Origin of the sequence: Actinomadura scrupuli (genome assembly GCF_050971785.1) — a bacterium.
Lineage (GTDB): Bacteria > Actinomycetota > Actinomycetes > Streptosporangiales > Streptosporangiaceae > Actinomadura_E > Actinomadura_E scrupuli.
Genome location: NZ_JBPCCU010000014.1, coordinates 189,414 through 212,132, shown reverse-complemented (window position 1 = coordinate 212,132; position 22,719 = coordinate 189,414). Strand labels below are relative to the sequence as shown.

Here is a 22,719-nt window from a genome sequence, read left to right as displayed (position 1 = left end):
AGTCCTTCCTACTCGTATCGAGTCAGACGTCTGATACCAGAGTACGGGGCATCTGGCCGGCTCGTATCCAGGCATGTGCCCGGGAGCCCGCACAGCCGCCCCGCTCCGACCGCTGACGTACGTGTGACGCACACCAGCCGTCTCAGGTTCACCACGGTACGCCACCTTCGGCGGGCACCGGACCGGCGCGTCCGCCGCCGGGGCGTTCTCCGGGCCTCAGACGACGGTCAGCGGAAGCAGTTTCTTCCCGGTCGGCCCGATCTGGATCTCGGTGCCCATGGTGGGGCAGACCCCGCAGTCGTAGCAGGGCGTCCACCGGCAGTCCTCGACCTCGGTGCCGTCCACGGCCTCCCGCCAGTCCTGCCAGAGCCACTCACGGTCGAGCCCGGCGTCGAGGTGGTCCCAGGGCAGCACCTCGACCTCCTCGCGCTCCCGGACGGTGAACCAGTCCAGGTCGACCGGGCCGCCGGCGAAGACCTTCTCGGCACAGGACATCCAGCGCTGGTAGGAGAAGTGCTCGGACCAGCCGTCGAACCGGCCGCCGTCCTCCCAGACCGCCCGGATGACCTCGCCGACCCGGCGGTCGCCGCGGGACAGCAGCCCTTCGATGATCGAGGGCTTGCCGTCGTGGTAGCGCAGGCCGATGGCCTTGCCGTACTCACGGTCGCGGCGCAGCGCGTCCTTCAGGCCGAACAGCCGCCGGTCGACGGTCTCGGCGTCGCACTGGGCGGCCCACTGGAACGGGGTGTGCGGCTTGGGCACGAATCCGCCGATGGAGACCGTGCAGCGGATGTCACGGCGGCCGGTGGCGTCGCGGCCGGCCTGGATGACGCGGCGGGCCATGTCCGCGATGGCCAGGACGTCCTCGTCCTCCTCGGTCGGCAGCCCGCACATGAAGTAGAGCTTGACCTGCCGCCAGCCGTTCTCGTACGCGGTCGTCACGGTGCGGATGAGGTCGTCCTCGGAGACCATCTTGTTGATGACCTTGCGCATGCGCTCGGAGCCGCCCTCGGGCGCGAACGTCAGCCCGGAGCGGCGGCCGCCCCGGGAGAACTCGTTGGCGAGGGTGATGTTGAAGGCGTCCACCCGGGTGGAGGGCAGCGACAGCGAGGTGTTGGTGCCCTCGTAGCGGTCCGCCAGGCCCTTGGCCATCTCGCCGATCTCACTGTGGTCGGCGCTGGACAGCGACAGCAGCCCGACCTCGTGGAAACCGGAGGCCTTGAGGCCGGTCTCGACCATGTCGCCGACCGTGGTGATCGAACGCTCCCGCACCGGGCGGGTGATCATGCCGGCCTGGCAGAACCGGCAGCCGCGGGTGCAGCCGCGGAAGATCTCCACGCTGAACCGCTCGTGCACGGTCTCGGCCAGCGGCACGAGGGGCTTCTTGGGGTACGGCCACGCGTCGAGGTCCATCACCGTGTGCTTGACGACCCGCCACGGCACGCCCGGCCGGTTCGGCGCGACCCGCTGGATCCGGCCGTCCTCCAGGTAGCTCACGTCGTAGAAACGCGGGACGTACACGCCACCGGACTTGGCCAGCCGCATGAGCAGCTCGTCCCGGCCTCCCGGGGAGCCCTCGCGCTTCCACTCCCGGATCACCTCGGTGATCGCCAGCGAGATCTCCTCGCCGTCGCCGAGCACGGCCGCGTCGAGGAAGTCGGCGATCGGCTCCGGGTTGAAGGCGGCGTGCCCGCCGGCCAGCACGATCGGATGCTCGTCGGTGCGCTCGGCGGAGTTCAGCGGGATGCCGGCCAGGTCCAGCGAGGTCAGCATGTTGGTGTAGCCGAGCTCGGTGGAGAACGAGACCCCGAGGATGTCGAAGGCCGCCACCGGCCGGTGCCCGTCCACGGTGAACTGCGGGATGGCGTGCTCGCGCATGATCGCTTCGAGGTCGGGCCAGACGGTGTACGTCCGCTCGGCCAGCACGCCCTCGCGCTCGTTGAGGATCTCGTAGAGGATCTGGACGCCCTGATTGGGAAGGCCGATCTCGTAGGCGTCCGGATACATCAGCGCCCAGCGGACCTCGGCCTCGTCCCACTCCTTGACCTGGGAATTCAGCTCACCGCCGACGTACTGAATCGGCTTCTGCACCTGGGGCAGCAGTGGCTCCAAGCGCGGAAAGAGCGACTCGACGGGCATGAGAAACCTTCCAGAGAGGGGAACAGGGATCAACTTCTCAGGGTACCCGGCCAGGTCAGTCGAAGTGGCGGCTGCGCACGTGCACGGCCTGCAGCAGGCCGAAGGCGATCATGTTGGCGAAGGTGGCCGAGCCTCCGTACGACACGAACGGCAGCGGCAGGCCGGTGATCGGCATGATGCCGACGCACATGCCGACGTTCTCGAAGGTCTGGAAGGCCAGCCAGCACACGACCCCGGTGGCCACCAGCACGCCGAACGTGTCCGCCGCCTGCGTCGCGATCCGCAGGCCGCGCCACAGCAGGACGCCCAGCAGCAGCAGGATCACGGCGGCGCCCAGGAAGCCGAGCTCCTCCCCCGCGACCGTGAAGATGAAGTCGGTCTGCTGCTCGGGCACGAAGTGGCCGGTGGTCTGCTCGCCGTGGAACAGCCCCTTGCCGAAGACGCCGCCGGAGCCGACCGCGATCCGGGCCTGCTGGGCGTTGTAGCCCGCTCCGCGCGGGTCGGCCGCCGGGTTGGCGAAGGCGGTGAACCGGGCCACCTGGTAGGGCTTGAGCAGCCCGAAGAACCAGGCCGAGAAGGCGACCAGCAGACCCGAGCCGAGCAGGCCGGCCACCCAGGCCTTGCGGGCGCCCGAGATGGCCAGCATGCCGAGGATCACCGCGGCGAACACCAGCGTGGTGCCGAGGTCGGGCTGCAGCATGATCAACGCCATCGGCAGCCCCGCCAGCCCGAGCGCCCACAGGATGTCGCGGCGGCCCGGCCCGACCTCGCCGTCCCGGGGTTCACCGAGGATCATCGCCAGCAGCACCACCAGGCCCACCTTGGCGAACTCCGACGGCTGGAGCTGGAAACCGCCGCCCAGCACGATCCAGGAGTGCGAGCCGTTGATCGTGTCACCCAGCGGGCTGAGCACCGCGACCAGGCCGATGCAGGACAGCGCGTACAGGATGGGGGCGTAGGCCCGCAGCAGCCGGTAGTCCAGCAGCGTCACCACCGCGCCGAGCACCAGGCCGATCAGCAGGTTGAGCAGGTGCTTCTTCAGGAAGCCGGCCGGGTCCTCGTGCCGCTCGATCATCAGGGCGTGGGTGGCCGACCACACCAAAAGCGAGCCCATCACCGACAGCGCGATCACCGGCAGGATCAGCACCCAGTCCAGGCGGCGCAGCGTCGAGTCGTGGGCCGCCACCTTGCGCAGCAGCGACGACCGCACCCCGTAGCCGGTGATCACGGCGCCACGACCGTTCCGTCCGGGCGGAACTTGGGCAGCTCCTCGGGGAGCTTGCCGTAGGGCATTGCGGCCGGCTTGCCCTTCAGCCCGAAGATCGCCTCCCAGATCTGCCGTACGGCGGGGGCGGAGTACTGGCCACCGGTGCCGGCCTGGCTGACCATGACCACGGTGACCAGGCGCGGGCTGTCCGCCGGGGCGTAGGAGGCGAACCAGGCGGTGTCCTTCTTGCCGTAGACCTCGGCGGTGCCGGTCTTGCCGGCGATCGCGACCTTCTTGAAATCGAAGCCGGCGAACGCGCCCCGCGCGGTGCCCTCGCTGGGGACCTTGGCCAGGGCGCCGCGCAGATACGCCAGCACCTCCTGGCTGACCGGCAGCTTGGGCCCGGCGGGCGCGTTGATCCGGCGCACCACCGTGCCGTCCGGCCGGACCACCGCGCGGGCCAGCCGCGGCGTGACCAGGGTGCCGCCGTTGGCCACCGCGGCGTACGCCCGGGCCAGCTGCAGCGGGGTCACCAGGACGTCGCCCTGGCCGACCGAGAAGTTGGCCGCGTCACCGGCCCGCCACATGTAGCCCTCGGCGCAGTTCTCCCGGGCGATGGCCTTGAGATAGCCCTCCCGGTCCGGCGGCTCTCCCGGATAGCCGGTCTTGGCGTGCTTGCAGTCGGACTTCTTGGTGGCGTTCCAGTAGGACTGCTTCCAGGCCCGGTCCGGGATGCGCCCGGGCGACTCGCTCGGCAGGTCGATGCCGGTCCGCGACCCGAAGCCGTACGCCCGGGCCATCTTGACCATCGGGTCCTTGGGGTTCTTGACCGGGTGTACGGCGCCGTCGCGCTGCCATTCCTCGTAGGCGAACCGGTAGAAGATCGTGTCGCAGGACACCACGATCGCGGTGTGCAGGTTCATCGCGCCGTGGCCCTGGCCCTCGAAGTTGTGGAAGGCCCTGCTGCCGACGTCGTAGGAGCCGGGGCAGTCGTAGGTGCCGTGCAGCTTGTAGCCGTCGCCCACGGCGGCGGCCAGCGAGGAGATCTTGAAGGTGGAGCCGGGGGCGAACTGCCCCTGAGTGGCCCGTGAGATGAGCGGCTCGCCCTTGCCCTTGCCGAGCAGCCCCTCGTACTCGTTCTGCGAGATGCCGCCGGTCCAGATGTTGAGGTCGTACGAGGGGTAGCTGGCCAGCGCCACCACCCGGCCGGTGCGCACGTCCATGACGACTCCGGCGGCGGAGTCGGCCTTCCCGCCGTCGTGGCGGACGTTCTTGACGGCCTTCTGCACGGCGTCCTCGACCGCGCCCTGCACCTTGGCGTCGAGGCTGGTCACCAGATTGCCGCCGGGCTGCGCGGCCTGCTCGCTGGCGATGCCGGTCACCCGGCCCTTGCTGTCGACGTTGACCTTCCGGATGCCGGGCCCGCCCCGCAGGTCGGCGTCGTACCGGGCCTCCAGCCCGTCCCGGCCGATCAGGTCGACGCCGCTGAACCCGGTGACCTTCAGGCCCTTGCGCTTGTCGAGCTCCTCCTGGGTGATCGGCTGCAGGTAGCCGAGGGCCTGGACGGCGCCGGCCCCGTCCGGCCGCGGGTAGTCACGGACCGCCTGGACCTGGGCGGTCACCCCGGGGAAGTCCTCCTGGCGTTCCACGATCTGCAACGCCTTCTTCGGCTCGACCTTGTTGTCCACCGGGATCGGCTGGTAGGGCGAGCCCGGCCAGCAGGGCCGCTTGGTGGTCGGGCCGCACAGCCGGACGCGCTGGCTGAGCTCGTCGTAGGAGATGCCCAGCACCTTGGCGAGCCGGGTCAGCACCGTCTTGCCGCCGTCCTTCTGCCGGGACATGGTCGTGCGGTCCACCGACACCACCAGGGCGGTCCGGTTGCGCACCAGCGGCCGGCCCATGTCGTCGAGGATCTGGCCGCGTACGGCGGGGACCACGATGTCGCGGGTGCGGTTCTCGGCCGCGACCTGGCGGTAGTGCTTGCCGTCCATCACCTGGAGGTTCCACAGCCGGCCGACCAGGATGACCAGCAACGACAGCACCAGGACGTGCAGCACCACCAGCCGCTGGTGGGATCTGCTGTTCATCGGTCAGATCCGTTCCCGTGACATCGCCCGGTAACGGGCAGGGGCGAGGTCGAACCGGCCGGGGCTCTTGCCGCGTTCGACGCGCCGGGTGACCCGCAGCACCGCCCAGACCACGAACGGGCTGGCGAGCACGTCGTAGAGCACCGACAACGGCACCATCCGGGAAATGATCGCCCAGGTGGCCCGCGGATCGCCGAGCAGCATGCCCAGCCCCGCGTACAGCAGCGTGCCGGCCAGTGCCCCGGCGGCCACGGCCACGAACGGCACCACCGACGAGCGGTCCATCTCGGCGCTGGCCAGGCCGCAGAGGTAGCCGACGAGGCAGTAGACGAGCGCGTACCGGCCGATCGTGTGGTCGGCGGGCGGCATGATGTCGGCCGCCAGCCCCGCGGTGAACCCGGCGACGAGGCCGACCATCTCGCCGTTCACCAGCGCGAGCGCCACCACGGTGAGCAGCACGAGATCGGGCGTGACCGAGCCGGGCAGCGGCAGCCGGTTGGCCACCGCCACCTGGAGGACGAGCGCGACCACCATCACCAGAACCGCCCAGAGCCTGTGGTTGCCTGGGGCGGAGTCAGAAGATGTGCTCAGCATGTTGCGTCCCCCGAGAGGTGCTCAGCGCCGCGCCATCGTGGGCTTGGGCGGCAGGATGGAGTCGTGCGGATCGGTCTTGGGCGGCTCGACCACGACACCGACGACGTCCAGACTCGCGAAGTGCACGAACGGGCGGACGTAGGCGGTCCGGGTGAGTGACCCCGGCGTCTTCACCACCCGGTCGACGGTGCCGATCGGCAGCCCCGAGACGTAGGGGCGTTCGCCGTCGGAGCCCAGGGTGACGATCCGCTGTCCCGGTGTCATCACGGCGTTGGCGTCGAGCAGCTGGAAGCTGAGCGGGGTGGCGGTGTCGCCCAGCCCCCTGCGCCCCCTGCCCTGGGTGATGCCGATCTGCTTGGAACCCTCCACCCGGCTGCCCACCGCCGAGGCGGCGTCGGTGGCGAGCAGCACGGTCGCCGTCGAGGGCCCGACCCGGGTGACCCGGCCGACGAGCCCGTCGGCCGCCATCACGGTCATGTCCGTGCGCACGCCGCTGCCACTGCCGGCGTTGATGGTGACGGTGTCCTCGAAGCCCTGGCCCGCCGAGATCACCTCCGCTGCGACGATCTTGTACGTGCCGAGACCGGCGGGACGGAGCAGCTTGTCCAGCTGGTCGGCGCGGTCCTTGTCCAGCCGGCTGGACTGGAGCTGCTCGCGGAGCTTCGCGTTCTCCCGTTGCAGCCGGTCGGCCCTCTTGCGCTCGCCCGGCGCGTCGGTGATGGCGTCCACGGTGCCGCCGATCGGGCGCACGATGGCGGCCGCGGTGCGCTCGATCGGCCCGAAGACCGCCGCACCGACCCCGCGCAGCCCGCGCAGCGGCGAATTCTGCCCGCCCCGGTAGTCGATGGTGATCAGTGCCAGGGCGACGAGCAGCAGTGTGCCGAGCACGAAACGGTTGCGCCGGGAGTCCCTCACGAGCTCAGTGACGTGCCTCAGGGACGAGCACCTGACGCAGGGACTCGAAATCTTCCACGCACTTGCCGGTGCCGATGACCACCGAGTCCAGCGGGTTGTCCACCAGATGGATAGGCATGCCCGTCTCCTCACGGAGCCGTTCGTCGAGGTTCTTCAGCAGTGCCCCGCCGCCGGTCAGGGCGATGCCCCGGTCCATGATGTCGCCGGACAGCTCGGGCGGGCACTTGTCGAGAGTGGTCTTCACCGCGTCGACGATGGCGTTGACCGGCTCCTCGATGGCCCGGCGCACCTCGTCGGCGGAGATGACGATCGTCTTGGGCAGCCCGCTCACCAGGTCACGGCCGCGGATCTCCGCGTGCGGCTCGTCCTCGCCGAAGGGGTAGGCCGAGCCGATGGCCATCTTGATCTCCTCCGCGGTGCGCTCCCCCAGCATCAGGGAGTACTCCTTCTTGGAGAAGGTGATGATCGCCTGGTCGAGCTCGTCTCCGCCGACCCGCACGGACTGGCTGGTCACGATGCCGCCGAGCGAGATGATCGCGACCTCGGTGGTGCCACCGCCGATGTCGACGACCATGTTGCCGGTCGGCTCGTAGACGGGCAGCCCGGCACCGATTGCGGCCGCCATGGGCTCCTCGATGATGTAGACCCGGCGCGCCCCGGCCTGGTAACCGGCGTCCTTGACGGCCCGCTGCTCAACGCCGGTGATGCCGCTGGGCACCGCCACCACGATCCGCGGCTTGGCGAAGTGCCGGCGCTTGTGGACCTTCTGGATGAAGTAGCGCAGCATCCGCTCGGTGACGTCGAAGTCGGCGATGACGCCGTCCTTGAGCGGGCGGATCGCCACGATGTTGCCCGGCGTCCGGCCGATCATGCGCTTCGCCTCGATGCCGACTGCGACGATCTTGCCCGTGTTGGTGTTGATCGCGACGACGGACGGTTCGTTGAGCACGATGCCGCGGCCGCGGACATAGACCAGAGTGTTCGCTGTGCCTAGATCGACCGCCATGTCACGGCCCAGGAACGACAGCTTGTTGCCCATGGAGTTTAGGGAGCCCTTCCTGCTGGCGGACGTGCAGAGCGGCATGCTCATCGTAACGCGATAAAGACTGCCAGGGCAGGCGCCGGGACAATGCGAGTTGTCCGAAATTCCAGCCATGCCGCGACAAGTTTCTGACAAAGAACGCGCGAGCCGGAGGTCACCGGCCCGCGCGCTCCCGCCTTTTCTTCGATCGCTCGCCCGGGGCGCTCGGTGCGTCCGCTAGGCGGGATGCCCAGTTGACAGGTCGCTTACACCAGTCCGGGGAAGAACAGCTCGATCTCACGCTTCGCCGAAACGGGCGAATCGGACCCGTGCACGACATTCTCGCCGATCTCCAGGGCGTGGTCACCGCGGATCGTGCCGGGCGTCGCCTTGACCGGGTCGGTCGCGCCGGCCAGCGTACGGAAGGCCTCGATCGCGCGCGGGCCCTCGACCACCAGGGCGACCAGCGGCCCACCGGTGATGAAGTCGACGAGCTCGCCGAAGAACGGGCGCTCGCGGTGCTCGTCGTAGTGCTCCTCGGCCGTCTCGCGGGTCAGCGTGCGCAACTCCAGCGCGACGATCGTCAGCCCCTTGCGCTCGAGCCGGGTGATGACGTCGCCGACGATGCCGCGACGGACGCCGTCGGGCTTGACCAGAACAAGAGTGCGCTCGGACACGGAACTTCCCCTACCTAGATCTGAGATGGCCTTGCCCACGGTGCTCCACGCGGGCCGCGCGCGAAGCCTACTGGATGGCGCGGGCTCCGCTCGCTCGGATCGGCGGACGCATCGGCGGGGTGTCCCGCCCCGGCCCGGCCCGTGTCCCGAGCGTACAACCGGGGCGGGGGCCGGGGAACTCACGCCTCGCTGCGGCGCCGCCGGCCGGCCAGAGCCGACGCGCCCGCCAGGAGCACGGCGATCACCCCTGCCACGATGAGCCAGACCCGGAATCCCGCGGTGAGGGCGTAGACCGCGTTCTGCATGTCGCCGCCGAGCCTTACCGCGGCGTTCACCTTCGCCACCTGCAGGGGGCCGATCACCAGGAAGCCGGACAGCACGGCCGGGAAGCAGAGCGCCAGGCCGAACAGCGCCGAGCCGAGCGGGGCCGACCGCAGCGAGGCGGCGAGCGCCATCCCGATCCCGGCCCCCAGCGCGGCCAGCGGGACGCACAGCATCCACGGGCCGGACTCGGCATCGGTGGTCAGCAGGATCAGCACCGCCACGACGGCCAGCCCGTGGCCGACCAGCACCATGCCCAGCCCGGACGGCCGGCGGACGGCCTCCCCCGGCTCGAGCCCCGCCCCGAGCTCGGCCCCGGGCTCGGTGTCGGCGGTGCCTCCGGCGCCGGACACGCCGACGAGCAGGGCACCGGCCAGCGCGGCGGCGGCCCCGACGGCGAAGGGCAGCAGGGAGATCGCCTGCGGCCCCTCCCGGGTGCTCATCAGCCCGGCGAGCGGAGAGACCACCGGCACGGTGAGCAGCCCGCTGCTGACCATGACGACCGCGCATCCCAGCGGGCTGCCGGTGGTGGCGTCGCGGGTGCCCACGAGGGCGAGCCCGAGCAGGGCGGCCAGACCGATCCCGGCGACCACGAGCTGGGCACCCGGGGACCAGCCGTAGGTGGTCACCACGGCCAGGAAGGCGAAGCCCGCGGCGGGCGCGACGAGCAGCAGCAGCTGGGTCCGCTCGGTGGGCCGCACGACGGGGCGCTCACTCACGATGACGCGGCTGCGGAAGATCCCGAACAGGCCGGTCGCGGCGAGGGCGGCCCCGACCAGCCAGGGGTAGGGCTGCAGCACGGACCGCCACTCGCCGGCCGCCTGCGGGACCCTGGCGAGCGCGAGCGGCATCGTGACCAGGAGCGACGCGGCGAAGATGCCCGCCCAGACGGCGCTGAGGGCGCGACCACCGCGTCGCCAGACCAGGACCAGGGTCGCGGGCAGCACGGCCCCCGCGCCGAGCCCCTGGAGGCTCCTGGCCGCGCCGAGGAGCGGCACCGAGCCGGCCAGCTGCACGACGAGCTCACCGCCGAGCAGGCAGCACAGACCGGCCAGCAGCACCACCCAGGCCGGCAGCCGGCGGGCCAGCACCGCGCACAGCGGCACGGCCAGCAGCAGCGCGGGCAGGACGAGGCCGTTGGCGCGGACCAGGTCGGCGGCCTGGCCGCCGCGCAGCCCGAGGTCGCCGACCGCCTGCGGGACGATGTAGGAGACGGTGTTGGGCACGACGAGCGCCACGATCGGCAGCGCCGTGAACGCCACGAGCAGTGTGATCAGCAGGCCGAACCGGTCGGGGCGGGACGCCGGAAGCGGCTCCGGGGCGAGCGCCCAGGCATCGTCCGGCGCGGGGTCCGCGGCTCGTCCGGCATGTGGCTGAGGGGATGGGGTGGACACTGCCTGTCCTCCGGGAAGGGATCGGCATCCACCACATATCTACAAAGGCACGGCATAAACGCATTTTGGCATTACGCCCGTTTTATGCGTTTAACGCGAATTGTGGATATCGGCGGATGGATTCGATGTGCCATCTCGCCGGAGATTAGCGCGCCTAGCGGCTTTCCACTGTCCGTCCGAGCCAAATGGCGGTAATCCAGAGCGCGGCAAAAATGGCACCGAGGAAGAACATGGTGGAAACCACGAATCCACTGACGATGATGAGCACCTGTAGCGCACTTCCGGCCACGTAGGCCCATCGATACCGGAGGAATCCGGCCAGCAGCAGGCACAGGACCGCCGCCACGCCACCCGCGACGCCCGCGGCCCCGGCGTCGGTGTGCACCACCGTGATCGCCACCGGGATGGCCAGCGCGATCACGATCGCCTCACACGCCAGCACCATCGCGCACAGCCTTCTCATGCCCGGGTTCACCGGCGGCCCTCCACCCGCAGCAGCGTCCGGGCATCGCCCGCGGTCACGACCGAGCCGGTGATCAGCACCCCGGCCCCCTGGTACTCCCCGGTCTCCTCGGCCAGGCCCAGCGCCTGGTCGATGGCGTCGTCCAGCCGGTCCGCGAGATGCACGCGGTCCGCGCCGAAGATGCCTTCCGCCAGGTCGCCGAGCTCCTCGGCCGGCATCGACCGCGGTGAGGAGTTGGGGCTGACGACCAGCTCGGCGAGCACCGGCTCCAGCTCCTCGAGCAGGCTCGTCACGTCCTTGTCCGCCGACACGGCGAGCACGCCGACGAGCCGGGTGAACCCGAACTCCTCGACGATCGCCGCGACGCTGGCGGCCATGCCCGCCGGGTTGTGCGCCGAGTCGAGCAGCACGGTCGGCCCCGTCCGTGCGATCTCCAGCCGTCCCGGCGAGGAGGACCGGGCGAACGCGCCCCGCACCAGCTCGGGGTCGAGCTGGCCCTCGCCGCCCTCGAACATGCCCATGCTCTCCGCGCCCCGGGTGGCGTCCTCGAGCTTGGCGTCACCGAGCGCCGTCGGCGCCCCGCTGGCGAACGCCTCCACGGCGGCCAGCGCGCACACGGCGTTGCTCGCCTGGTACTCGCCGAACATCGGAAGGTAGATCTCGTCGTAGACGCCGTGCAGGCCCTGCAGCCGCAGCAGCTGGCCGCCGACCCCGATCTCGCGGTTCAGCACGCCGAAGTCGACGCCCTCGCGTACCGCCGGCACCCCGGTCTCGGCGATCCGGCCGGCCAGCACCTCGGCCGCCTCCGGCTGCTGGAGGCCGAGCACCGCGATGGCGCCGGGCTTGATGATGCCGGCCTTCTCCCCGGCGATCTGCTCGATCGTGTCGCCCAGGTAGTCCGTGTGGTCCAGCCCGATGGGGGTGATCACGGCCACCGTGCCGTCGGCGACGTTGGTGGCGTCCCACGTGCCGCCCATGCCGACCTCGACCACGGCGACGTCCACCGGCGCGTCGGCGAACGCGGCGTACGCCATGGCCGTGAGCACCTCGAAGAAGCTCAGCCGGACGCCGTGCTTGTCGTCGATCAGCTCGAGGTACGGGACGAGATCGGCATAGGTGCCGGCGAAGAGCTCCTCGCTGATCGGCTGCCCGTCGATCTCGATCCGCTCCCGCAGCGTGGTCAGCTGGGGGCTGGTGTAGAGCCCGACCCGCAGCCCGCGCTCGCGCAGGAGCGCGTCGATCAGCCGCGCGGTGCTCGTCTTGCCGTTGGTGCCGGTCACATGGACGACCGGGTACGCCCGCTGCGGCTCTCCCAGGATGTCCATGAGATCGCGGATCCGGTCGAGGCTCGGATCGATCTCCCACTCGACCCCGCGTTCCATGATCGCGGCGATGACGGCTCGGTAATCGGCAGGCTGGGACACGGAACTCACAGTGCTCGCTGGCGGGCCGCTCGATGGCGGGACTGACTCACTATAGAAGCCTACTTCGCCCACCGCCCCGGCCCGGTGACGGGACGCCGGGGTACGGGCCGCCCGCGTGGTCCCCCTATCGTGGAGAGGGCCCGACCACGGGCCGGGAATCCGATCGGAAGGACCGAGTGACGGCCGGCGCCGACGTCTTCTTCCGCGAATGGGACCGCCGCCTCCCGGGGCAGGCCCGCAGCGTGGACCGGGCGAGACGGCTGGCCACCGGGCTGGGACTGCTCGAGCCCGGTGTCCCCGTGCTGACCGTGGTCGGTTCCAAGGGCAAGGGCACCGCCGCGACCTTCGCCTCGGCCCACCTCGCCGCCGCCGGGCTGCGCGTCTGCACGGTGACCAGCCCGGGCCTGCGCAGCGACCGGGAGCGCATCCGGGTGAACGGGCAGGCCCTGACGGAGCGGGAGTTCCAGGACGTGGCCGGCGACCTCGGCCGCGCGATGGACGCGCTGCCGGAGCCCACCGGCGGCTACCTGTCCCCCTCCGGCCTGTTCACCCTGGGCGGCATGCTGCGGGCCCGCACGGCGGGCGCCGACGTCGTCGTGCTCGAAGCCGGCCGGGGAGGCAGGTCCGACGAGGTGAGCCTCTTCCCGCCCACCGTGGCCGCGCTCACGCCGATCTTCGCCGAGCATGTCGGCGTGCTCGGCGACACCCCGGCGGCCATCGCCGAGGAGAAGGCCGCGGTGACCGGACCCGCGACCCGGGCCGTCGTGTCGGCACCGCAGACGCCCGACGTCACCGAGGCGGTGGTCCGTACCCTCCGGGAACGCGGGATCACCCTGGAGACGCTGGGCGGACAACCCCCTCCGGAGCCGGAGTGGCCGCTGCCGGACGGCTTCGGCCGGGTCAACGCCCTGGTCGGCTCCACGGCCGCCCGTCGTCTGCTCGAGGTGTGCGCGATGGCCGCCGCTCCCCCGGAGACGCTGGCCTCGGTCCTGTCGTCGGTCAGCCTGCCCGGCCGCCTGTCCTGGCACCGCCTGCCGGGCACGGGCGCGGAGCTGCTGGCCGACTGCGCGATCAGCCGGCCCGGGGTGGCCGCCGCCCTCGCGGCGGCCCGGCGGCGCTGGGGGACGATCGGCCACGTGTTCGTCTGCCTGCCCGACCACAAGGACGTGGCGGGCGCGATCACCGAGCTCGGGGACCTGCCGGTGACCTTCGTCCGGCTTCCGGGCCGGCATCTGGGGTTCACCCACCCGATCCCGCCGGGCTGGCCGGTGCTCGACGCCGCGGACCTCACCCGCGGCACGCTGGAGGGCGCCGGCGGGCACGTCGTCGCGCTGGGGACGGTCTACTTCGTCGGGCGCGTCCTCGAACTGGTCGGCGCGTGCACCGAACGGCTCTTCACCCTCCCCGCCGGGTCGTGACCTGGGCACCGCCACGGGCGACGGAGATACCAGGATGCGGCCTCCCACCTGGCATCACCGGTCCCCTCCCGGGGCAGGCACCCGGGAGAGACGGTCCCGGTCGCCGGGGCCGGCCGACCAGCGGCAACCGGCCCCGGTCCGCGGAAGGGACACAGCGATGTACGACAGGATCCTGGTCGCGGTCGACGACTCTCCCGAGCGGGCGCACGTGCTCGAACACGCCGCCGGGCTGGCCCTGGCCACCGGCGCCGCCGTGCACGTCCTGCACATCCAGACCATCGAGACCGACGCCATGGCCACCGGGGTCGTCGAGGAGGACACCGGCCAGGTCCACGCGCTGGTGACGGCCTCGATCAAGGAACTGACGACCCGGGGCGTCACCGCCGACGGCGAGATCCGGGAGGCCATCCGGCCCGACATCGCCGCGGCGGTGCTCAAGGCCGCCGCCGACCAGCGGGCCGATCTGATCATGCTGGGCGTCCGCCGGCACAGCGGCCTGACCGGGCTGATCCTGGGCAGCGTCGCCGACGGCGTCGCGCACGGCACCCCGCCCTGCCCCGTCCTCCTGGTCCCCTGACCCCCCCCCCACCGTGATCATGCAATCGTTCGTCGAACGATTGCATGATCACGGAAGTGGGAGCGCTGGGGAGCTTCAGCCGACCGGCAGGGCGGCGAGCTGTGCCTCCAGGCGGGTGACGTCGGTCTCGGACTGGGCGAGACGGTCGCGGTTCTTGGCGACGACCGCCTCCGGTGCCTTGGCCATGAACTCGGCGTTGGCCAGCTTGCGGGTGGCCTGCTCGATCTCCTTGCGGGCCGCGGCCAGGTCCTTCTGCAGCCGGGCCCGCTCCGCCTTCACATCGATGGTGCCGGCGGTGTCGAGCTGCACCGACAGCCCTTCGACGGGCAGCGTCGCGGTGGGCGTGAAGCCCGCCCCGGGCGGGTTCAGCCGCAGCAGGGACCGGATGGCCGGCTCGTGCGCCGCCATGGGGGTGCCCTCGATGCCCGAGAGGGCGGCCACCACCCGCTGACCGGGCTTGAGCCCCTGGTCGGACCGGAAGCGCCGGACCTCGGTCACCAGCCGCTGCAGCGAGGCGATCTCGGCGACGGCCTCGGCGTCGTACGATCCGGAGCCCTCGGCGTCCACGGTCGCCGGCCAGGCCGCGACCATGATCGACCTGTCGTCGTCGACCCCCTGGAGGGCCAGCCACAGCTCTTCGGTGAGGAACGGGATGAAGGGGTGCAGCAGCCGTAGCACCGTGTCGAGCACCTCGCCGAGCACCCGGCGGGTCGTCCCGGCCGCGGCGCCGCCCTCGGCGAGGGGCACCTTGGCCAGCTCGACGTACCAGTCGCAGAACTCGTCCCAGGCGAAGTGGTAGAGCGCCTCGCAGGCCTTGGCGAAGTCGAAGGCCTCGAAGTACCCGTCGACCTCCCGTACGACCTCGTGCAGCCGGGACAGGATCCACCGGTCGGCGACCCCGGGCGAGCCGGGCAGCGGACCCGCCACGGTCGCGCCGTTCATCAGGGCGAACCGGGTGGCGTTCCACAGCTTGTTGCAGAAGTTCCGCGAGCCCTGTGCCCACTCCTCCGCGACCGGCACGTCACCGCCCGGGTTGGCGCCGCGCAGCAGCGTGAAGCGGGTGGCGTCGGCGCCGTACCGCTCGATCCAGTCCAGCGGGTCCACCACGTTGCCGAACGACTTGGACATCTTCTTGCCGTGCTGGTCGCGGACCATGCCGTGCAGGGCGATGGTCTCGAACGGCGGGACCCCGTCCATGGCGTACAGCCCGAACATCATCATCCGGGCGACCCAGAAGAACAGGATGTCGTAGCCGGTGACGAGCACGCTGGTCGGGTAGAAGCGCTTCAGGTCCGCGGTCTCGTCGGGCCAGCCGAGCGTGGAGAACGGCCACAGCGCGCTGGAGAACCACGTGTCGAGCACGTCGGTGTCCTGGGTCCAGCCCTCGGGCGCCGTCTCGTCGGGGCCGGCGCAGACCATCTCGCCGCCGGGGCCGTACCAGACCGGGATGCGGTGTCCCCACCACAGCTGACGGCTGATGCACCAGTCGTGCATGTTGTCGACCCACGCGAAGTAGCGGGCGGCCAGCTCCGGCGGGTGGATCTTCACCCGGCCGTCGCGCACCGCGTCGCCGGCCGCCTTGGCCAGCGTCTCGACCTTGACGAACCACTGCAGGGACACCCGGGGCTCGACCACGGTGGCGCACCGCTGGCAGTGGCCCACCGAGTGCTCGTACGGGCGGATCTCCTTGACGATGCGGCCGTCCTCACGGAGCGCCGCGACGACGGCGGGACGCGCCTCGAAGCGGTCGAGTCCCTCGAAGGGGCCGTGCGCGGTGATGACGCCGCGCTCGTCGATGACGGTCAGGAAGGGCAGTGAGTGCCGGCGGCCGATCTCGAAGTCGTTGGGGTCGTGCGCCGGGGTGACCTTCACGGCGCCGGTGCCGAACGCGGGGTCGACGTGCTCGTCGGCGACGACGGGGATGCTGCGCCCGGTCAGCGGCAGCTCGACCTCGCGGCCCACCAGGTGGGCGTAGCGCTCGTCCGCGGGGTGCACGGCCACGGCGGTGTCGCCGAGCATGGTCTCCGCCCGGGTGGTCGCCACCACGATCTCGGTGTCGCCGGAGCCGTAGCGGATGGAGACGAGCTCGCCCTCGCGATCGGCGTGCTCGACCTCGATGTCCGACAGCGCGGTCAGGCAGCGCGGGCACCAGTTGATGATGCGCTCGGCCCGGTAGATGAGGCCGTCCTCGTACAGCCGCTTGAAGATCGTCAGCACGGACCGGGAGAGGCCGGAGTCCATGGTGAAGCGCTCGCGGGTCCAGTCGACGCTGTCGCCGAGCCGCTTCATCTGGCCGAGGATCCGGCCGCCCGACTCGGCCTTCCACTGCCACACGCGCTCGACGAACGCCTCGCGGCCGAGGTCGTGCCGGGAGAGGTTCTCCTTGGCCAGCTCACGCTCGACGACGTTCTGGGTGGCGATGCCCGCGTGGTCCATGCCCGGCAGCCACAGCACCTCGTGACCCTGCATGCGCCGGCGGCGGATCAGCGCGTCCTGGATGGAGTGGTCCAGGGCGTGCCCCATGTGCAGCGAGCCGGTGACGTTGGGCGGCGGGATCACGATGGAGAAGTGCGGCCTGCCGGGGTCGCGCGCCGGGTCGGCGGCGAAGAGGCCCGCCGAGATCCAGCGGTCGTACAGCTTGCCTTCGACATCCGCGGGCGCGTACTGGGTCGGCAGCGCCGGCACTGTCGGGGCCTGGTGCGCGGTGGGCTCGGTCGTGGTGGGCTCGGTCACGGAGGCAAAGTCTACTGGCCGCGCGCGCCCGGATCTCGCGCTCTCTTCTGCACCATATCTCCCAATAGGGCACAATTTCCTCTGCTGACACAGACCACATCGCCGAGGGCGGCACAGCGGGGCGATGCAGAGGGGATGACACATGAGTGGTTGGAACGCGCCCCCCGGGCAGGCCCCCGGCGGCGCCCCGGGTTATGGCCCGCAGCCCGGGCACGGGCAGCCGAACGGCTACGGCCAGCAGGGCGGCTACGGGCAGCAGCCCGGATACGGCCAGCAACCGGGATACGGCCAGCAACCCGGTTACGGGCAGCAGCCTGGCGGGCAACCGGGAGGTTATGGGCAACCGCAGGGCCAGCCGTACGGCCAGGCCCCGTACGGGCCGCCACAGGGCTATGCCCAGCCGCCCTACCCGCCGCGCAAGAAGTCCAGCGCGGGTCTGATCATCGGCCTGCTGGCCGGTGCCGTCGTCCTGGTCGTGGTGATCGTCGTCGTGGTGGTCATGGTCTCGGGGGGCGGCGGCACGCAGTACCAGATCGCCACGCCGAGCACGGCCGGCGGGCTCACCCAGGACGCCAGCGGCGACTCGCTGCAGCGAGCCGCCGCCTCGGGCGCCAAGTCCCAGGCCCAGCGGTCGCTCGGCGGGCGGGTGGACAGCGTGGTCTCCGCGACCTACGTGGACGGAAACCGCAAGATCCTCTTCATCGGCGCCACCGGGAAGTTCGACGATCCCGACAGCCTGGTCAGCAAGCTGCGCAGCAGCGGATCCGGCTCGAGCACCAGCCAGGGCGTCTCCTTCACCTGGACCGAGACCGACCCCGGCGTCCACGGCGGCAAGGGCGCCTGCGGCGAGGGCCGGTCCACGACCGTGACCAGCGTCCGGGTCGCGTTCTGCGCCTGGCAGACGACCTCGACCTTCGGTGAGGTGATGGTCCTGCCCAGCGTGACGACGCTCGGCTCGAGTTCCTCCTCCAGGAGCATGTCGGCGAGCGAGCTCGGCGCCCTCATGCGCCGGATGCGGCCCGACCTGGAGCACGAGAAGTAGCGCGCGACCCGGAAGGGGGGCGTGACCGGTCACCGGTCACGCCCCCTTTCTCTTTCCGTCCCGGCTCTCCGTGGCGGGGAGACGGCCGGTCGTTCCCGGGTCGGCGTCCCGGCCGGGTCGGGACTCCGGTCACCTGACACTCCCGCCGGCGGTGGGCCACAGTTCGAGGCGTATCCCCTTCCAAGGAGGATCGCGATGAGAGGCATCGCGTACGGCCCACCGCGGCGGGCCCCGGCCGGCCGCCTGTGGCGGTGACGGCGGAGCAGCCGCCACCACGTCTCCGCGCTGATGCCGAGAGGCCTTCCTGACAGGGTGCTCGCCGCGATACAGGGGCCGCGGCGAGCACCATCTCCCTCTCCCGCCGGCCCACCCGCGCCGGAAGGCTGATGATCTTCCCGTACCGGCCGTGACGCAGGTCCCGTGACGCTGGGACGCCCCGCACCGGAGAGTGAGGACGATGGCCGGCCGGGAGGTGTTCTGATGCGGACAGTCGTCACGGCCGACCGTGCCGCGAGGACCGCCTGGATACGCACCCGGGCGCCGTACGCGCTGCTCTACGGCCTGGCCCTGGTGGCGATCACCGCCGCGTACTGGGCGGTCGCGGCCGTCACCGAACCGCTCGCTCCGGCCGCCACCCACGCCGGCGGGCTGGCCGGGGCCTTCGCCGCGGGCGCCGCCGTCCACTCGCTGCGGAACCGGCTGCGGAGCCTGCTGCGAGACCGGCGCTCCAGGGCGGATGGCGGGCGGTCCCCCGCCAACGATCACGCCGGTCCCCTCGCGCACGGCGAAGCCCCCGCGCAGGGCGAGCCCCCGGCGGAGGGCGGCTCTCCGCCCCTGGCCGACCCCGCCCCCCTGGCCGACGCCGGCGCGCAAGCCGACCCCGCCCCGCAGGCCGGCGCCGTGCCGCGTGAGGCACCGGCGCACGAGGCTCCGGGAGCCGCCGAGGCCCTGGTCACGGCCATCACCACCGTGCGCGAGACGCTGGGCGTCCCCGGCGCCGCGGTCGAGGCCGGTGGGGAGACCTACGCCAGCGGGGAGATCGGCGAGCGGCCCCATCTGGTACCGCTCGTCCGGCACGGCGAGCCGGTGGGCCAGATGCTGATCGGCCGCACCGTGGTGCCCGGGCAGCGGATCGACGAGCGGCTGCTGGGCATGCTGACGCTGCACCTGGCCGACGTCACCCATGCCGTACGGCTCAGCACCGACCTGCAGCGGTCGCGGGAGCGGATCCTGTCCACCCGGGAGGAGGAGCGGCGGCGGCTCCGCCGGGACCTGCACGACGGGCTGGGACCGACCCTGGCCAGCCTCGCCATGTCACTCGACGCCGCGCGGATCACCCTGGTCAAGACGCCGGAGCGGGTGGAGCCTCTGCTCGCCGAGCTGCGGGAGCGGATGGCGACCGCGATCGGGGACATCCGCGAGCTCGTGTACGACCTGCGGCCGCCCGCGCTGGACGACCTGGGCCTGGAAGGGGCGATCCGCTCCCTGGCCGGGGGCGCGTGCACCGGTCCCCAGGTGGAGGTCGCGTTCGAGGGCGACCCCTCCGATCTGCCCGCGGCGGTGGAGGTCGCGGCGTACCGGATCGTCCAGGAGGCACTGACCAACATCCGGCGGCACGCGAACTCCGCCACGGCGCTGGTCCGCATGCGCCGTGCCGAGGAGTTGCGGATCGTGGTGGCCGACGACGGCGCCGGGCTGCCGCCCCTGCTGCGCCTGGGAGGCGGCCTGACCTCCATGCGGGAACGGGCCGCGGAACTCGGCGGCATCTGTGTGATCGCCCCCCGCGCCGGAGGCGGCACCACGGTGACCGCCCGGCTGCCGCTCACACGCGAGCCGGAGAGGTGCGGCGGCAGGACCGAGCAGCGACCGAGCGAGAGTGCACGCTAGTGCGCCTCGGAGACGAGTGGGTCATGGAAATCGACAAGGTCCGGGTCATCATCACCGACGACCACCCCATGTTCCGGCAGGGGCTGCGTGCGCTGCTCGAGGCACTCGACGTGGAGGTGGTGGCCGAGGCGGTCAACGGGCCGGACGCGGTGAAGCTGGCGGCGGAGCTGCAGCCGGACGTGGTGGTCATGGACCTGCACATGCCGGGCGGCAACGGCATCGAGGCCACCCGCACCATCACCCGCACCAGCCCCCGCATCGGCGTCCTGGTCCTGACCATGTTCCGCGACGACGACTCCGTCTTCGCCGCCATGCGCGCCGGCGCCCGCGGCTACCTGCTCAAGGAGTCGGGAGCCCAGGAGATCGCCCGCGCGGTCCGGGCGGTCGCCGCGGGCGAGGCCATCTACGGACCCGAGATCGCCCGCCGGGTGCTCGCCTACTTCGCCCGGGTCGTCGACCCCCGGCAGGCCGCCTTCCCCGAGCTGACCGACCGGGAGCGCGAGGTCCTGGAACTGATCGCCCAGGGCCGCAACAACCAGGAGATCGCCGGCGTGCTCTTCCTCAGCCCCAAGACCGTGCGCAACCACGTCTCCAACATCTTCATGAAACTGCACGTCGCCGACCGCGCCCAGGCCATCGTCCTGGCCCGCGAAGCAGGCCTCGGGGGTGAATGATCTGGGTTCCTGGCACGATGGGGGCACTTGACTCGTCCCCGCCAAGGAGCCCCATGAGCACCGAGCCGATCCGTGTGATCATCACCGACGACCACCCGGTGTTCCGGCAGGGGCTGCACGGGCTGCTCGAGGCACTCGACATCGCCGTGGTCGCCGAGGCGGACAGCGGTCCCGAGGCGGTGAAGCTGGCGGCGGAGCTGCAGCCGGACGTGGTGGTCATGGACCTGCACATGCCGGGCGGCAACGGCATCGAGGCCACCCGCACCATCACCCGCACCAGCCCCCGCATCGGCGTCCTGGTCCTGACCATGTTCCGCGACGACGACTCCGTCTTCGCCGCCATGCGCGCCGGCGCCCGCGGCTACCTGCTCAAGGAGTCCGGGGCCGAGGAGATCGCCCGCGCGGTCCGGGCGGTCGCCGCGGGCGAGGCCATCTACGGACCCGAGATCGCCCGCCGGGTGCTGACGTACTTCTCGAACATGCCCGACCCCCGGCAGACGGCGTTTCCCGAGCTGACCGACCGGGAACGCGAGGTCCTCGAAGTGATCGCCCAGGGCCGCAACAACCAGGAGATCGCCGGCGTGCTCTTCCTCAGCCCCAAGACCGTGCGCAACCACGTCTCCAACATCTTCATGAAACTGCACGTCGCCGACCGCGCCCAAGCCATCGTCCTGGCCCGCGAAGCAGGCCTCGGGGGCGAATGACGCATAATGACCGAAATGCCCCGTCGGAGGGGAAACTCCGCCGGGGCATTCGGTCGTTCTACAGCTATGTCCTCAGGTGACGCGTCAGGCGCTCTTCTCGCGCGGCTCCCGCTTGGTGGTCCGCTCACGCGGCACCAGCGTGGGGTTGACGTGCTCCAGCACCGCCTCGCGGGTGATGACGACCCGGGCCACGTCATGGCGGCTGGGCACCTCGTACATCACCGAGAGCAGGACCTCCTCCAGGATGGCCCGCAGCCCGCGGGCACCGGTGCCCCGCAGGATGGCCTGGTCGGCGATGGCCTCCAGCGCGTCGGTCGTGAACTCCAGGTCCACACCGTCCAGCTCGAACAGCCGGTGGTACTGCTTGACCAGCGCGTTCTTGGGCTCGGTGAGGATATTGATGAGGGCTTCACGGTCGAGGTTGTGCACCGAGGTGATCACCGGCAGCCGGCCCACGAACTCCGGGATCATGCCGAACTTGAGCAGATCCTCCGGCATGACGTCGGCGAAGATGTCGGGCCGCTCGACGAAGTCGACCTTGGAGCGGATGACCGCGCCGAAGCCCATGCCCTGCCGGCCGACCCGCTGCTCGATGATCTTTTCCAGACCGGCGAACGCCCCGCCGCAGATGAACAGCACGTTGGTGGTGTCGATCTGGATGAACTCCTGGTGCGGGTGCTTGCGGCCGCCCTGCGGGGGCACCGAGGCGGTGGTCCCCTCCAGGATCTTCAGCAGCGCCTGCTGGACACCCTCCCCGGAGACGTCCCGGGTGATCGACGGGTTCTCGCTCTTACGCGCGATCTTGTCGACCTCGTCGATGTAGATGATCCCGGTCTCGGCCTTCTTGACGTCATAGTCGGCCGCCTGGATCAGCTTGAGCAGGATGTTCTCCACATCCTCCCCGACATAGCCGGCCTCGGTCAGCGCGGTGGCGTCCGCGATGGCGAACGGCACGTTCAGCAGCTTCGCGAGCGTCTGCGCGAGCAGGGTCTTACCGGAACCGGTCGGGCCCAGCAGCAGGATGTTGGACTTGGCCAATTCGACCGCATCATCCCGGCCGTCCCCGGACTGGATTCGCTTGTAGTGGTTGTACACCGCGACGGACAGTGCCTTCTTAGCGGAGTCCTGACCGATCACGTAGGAGTCGAGAAACTCGTAGATCTCCCGCGGTTTGGGCAGGTTGTCCCACTTCAAGTCGGAGGTCTCGGAGAGCTCCTCCTCGATGATCTCGTTACAGAGATCGATGCACTCGTCGCAGATGTACACGCCCGGGCCCGCGATGAGCTTCTTGACCTGCTTCTGGCTCTTTCCGCAGAAAGAGCACTTAAGCAGATCACCACCGTCGCCGATGCGTGCCACCCAACTGTCTCCTTTACGTGGACCGCCCGCCCGAGAGGCTGCGGCGCAGATGCGACCTGATGGCCCTCGACGTTCCGGCTTTT

At 71.1% G+C, this 22,719-nt stretch carries 18 protein-coding genes; 6 read left to right on the top strand and 12 right to left on the bottom strand.

Going from position 1 to position 22,719, the window contains the following annotated elements; genetic code table 11:
• Positions 1-216 precede the first annotated feature (216 nt).
• The 10 genes from ACRYCC_RS41410 to ACRYCC_RS41365 form a co-directional block, all read right to left on the bottom strand.
• Positions 217-2,139 (bottom strand): TIGR03960 family B12-binding radical SAM protein, encoded by a 1,923-nt coding sequence (locus tag ACRYCC_RS41410; protein WP_433819588.1) that lies wholly within the window; start codon positions 2,137-2,139, stop codon positions 217-219.
• A 55-nt stretch (positions 2,140-2,194) separates the two neighbouring features.
• Complete coding sequence (gene rodA / locus ACRYCC_RS41405; protein WP_433819587.1) at positions 2,195-3,367, bottom strand: rod shape-determining protein RodA; 1,173 nt, start codon at positions 3,365-3,367, stop codon at positions 2,195-2,197.
• Positions 3,364-5,433, bottom strand: coding sequence for a penicillin-binding protein 2 (mrdA, locus tag ACRYCC_RS41400; protein ID WP_433819585.1), 2,070 nt, complete (start codon positions 5,431-5,433; stop codon positions 3,364-3,366). The genes rodA and mrdA overlap by 4 nt, the downstream gene beginning before the upstream one ends.
• Positions 5,434-5,436: 3 nt before the next feature.
• Entirely contained in the window at positions 5,437-6,027 is a 591-nt protein-coding gene (gene mreD / locus ACRYCC_RS41395; RefSeq protein ID WP_433819583.1) for a rod shape-determining protein MreD, read from the bottom strand.
• Between the two features lie 21 nt (positions 6,028-6,048).
• On the bottom strand, positions 6,049-6,942 hold the full coding sequence (gene mreC, locus ACRYCC_RS41390) for a rod shape-determining protein MreC (protein WP_433819582.1): 894 nt from the start codon (positions 6,940-6,942) through the stop codon (positions 6,049-6,051).
• Positions 6,943-6,946: 4 nt separating this feature from the next.
• Positions 6,947-7,981 carry a rod shape-determining protein gene (locus ACRYCC_RS41385; RefSeq protein WP_433819611.1) on the bottom strand — a complete coding sequence of 345 codons (1,035 nt, stop codon included), beginning with the start codon at positions 7,979-7,981 and terminating at the stop codon, positions 6,947-6,949.
• A gap of 248 nt (positions 7,982-8,229) precedes the next feature.
• The gene (gene ndk / locus ACRYCC_RS41380; protein WP_433819580.1) at positions 8,230-8,640 is read right to left on the bottom strand and encodes a nucleoside-diphosphate kinase; all 411 of its coding nucleotides are present in this window, start codon (positions 8,638-8,640) and stop codon (positions 8,230-8,232) included.
• Positions 8,641-8,819: 179 nt separating this feature from the next.
• Positions 8,820-10,355, bottom strand: coding sequence for a hypothetical protein (locus ACRYCC_RS41375; RefSeq protein WP_433819579.1), 1,536 nt, complete (start codon positions 10,353-10,355; stop codon positions 8,820-8,822).
• A gap of 154 nt (positions 10,356-10,509) precedes the next feature.
• A complete protein-coding gene (locus ACRYCC_RS41370) occupies positions 10,510-10,830 on the bottom strand; it encodes a DUF4233 domain-containing protein (RefSeq protein WP_433819577.1) in 321 nt (106 codons plus the stop codon).
• Positions 10,827-12,200 (bottom strand): bifunctional folylpolyglutamate synthase/dihydrofolate synthase, encoded by a 1,374-nt coding sequence (locus tag ACRYCC_RS41365; protein WP_433819610.1) that lies wholly within the window; start codon positions 12,198-12,200, stop codon positions 10,827-10,829. Before ACRYCC_RS41365 ends, ACRYCC_RS41370 begins: the two co-directional genes overlap by 4 nt.
• A gap of 218 nt (positions 12,201-12,418) precedes the next feature.
• Between ACRYCC_RS41365 and ACRYCC_RS41360 the strand changes: the two genes are divergently transcribed.
• Both ACRYCC_RS41360 and ACRYCC_RS41355 read left to right on the top strand, forming a co-directional pair.
• On the top strand, positions 12,419-13,660 hold the full coding sequence (locus tag ACRYCC_RS41360; RefSeq protein ID WP_433819576.1) for a folylpolyglutamate synthase/dihydrofolate synthase family protein: 1,242 nt from the start codon (positions 12,419-12,421) through the stop codon (positions 13,658-13,660).
• Between the two features lie 157 nt (positions 13,661-13,817).
• Positions 13,818-14,237, top strand: a complete 420-nt coding sequence (locus ACRYCC_RS41355; RefSeq protein WP_433819575.1) for a universal stress protein — start codon at positions 13,818-13,820, stop codon at positions 14,235-14,237.
• Between the two features lie 75 nt (positions 14,238-14,312).
• On the opposite strand, the gene ACRYCC_RS41350 is transcribed toward ACRYCC_RS41355, so the two are convergent.
• Positions 14,313-16,970, bottom strand: a complete 2,658-nt coding sequence (locus tag ACRYCC_RS41350) for a valine--tRNA ligase (protein WP_433819574.1) — start codon at positions 16,968-16,970, stop codon at positions 14,313-14,315.
• A gap of 142 nt (positions 16,971-17,112) precedes the next feature.
• Between ACRYCC_RS41350 and ACRYCC_RS41345 the strand changes: the two genes are divergently transcribed.
• From ACRYCC_RS41345 to ACRYCC_RS41330, 4 genes are all read left to right on the top strand, one after another.
• Positions 17,113-18,012, top strand: a complete 900-nt coding sequence (locus ACRYCC_RS41345) for a hypothetical protein (protein WP_433819573.1) — start codon at positions 17,113-17,115, stop codon at positions 18,010-18,012.
• A gap of 480 nt (positions 18,013-18,492) precedes the next feature.
• Positions 18,493-19,899, top strand: coding sequence for a sensor histidine kinase (locus ACRYCC_RS41340; protein WP_433819572.1), 1,407 nt, complete (start codon positions 18,493-18,495; stop codon positions 19,897-19,899).
• Positions 19,900-19,922: 23 nt separating this feature from the next.
• Positions 19,923-20,573 carry a response regulator transcription factor gene (locus ACRYCC_RS41335; protein WP_433819571.1) on the top strand — a complete coding sequence of 217 codons (651 nt, stop codon included), beginning with the start codon at positions 19,923-19,925 and terminating at the stop codon, positions 20,571-20,573.
• Between the two features lie 53 nt (positions 20,574-20,626).
• On the top strand, positions 20,627-21,277 hold the full coding sequence (locus ACRYCC_RS41330) for a response regulator transcription factor (protein ID WP_433819570.1): 651 nt from the start codon (positions 20,627-20,629) through the stop codon (positions 21,275-21,277).
• A gap of 84 nt (positions 21,278-21,361) precedes the next feature.
• Here ACRYCC_RS41330 and clpX read toward each other — a convergent pair whose 3' ends face one another.
• Positions 21,362-22,636, bottom strand: a complete 1,275-nt coding sequence (gene clpX / locus ACRYCC_RS41325; protein ID WP_433819569.1) for an ATP-dependent Clp protease ATP-binding subunit ClpX — start codon at positions 22,634-22,636, stop codon at positions 21,362-21,364.
• Between the last annotated feature and the right edge of the window lie 83 nt (positions 22,637-22,719).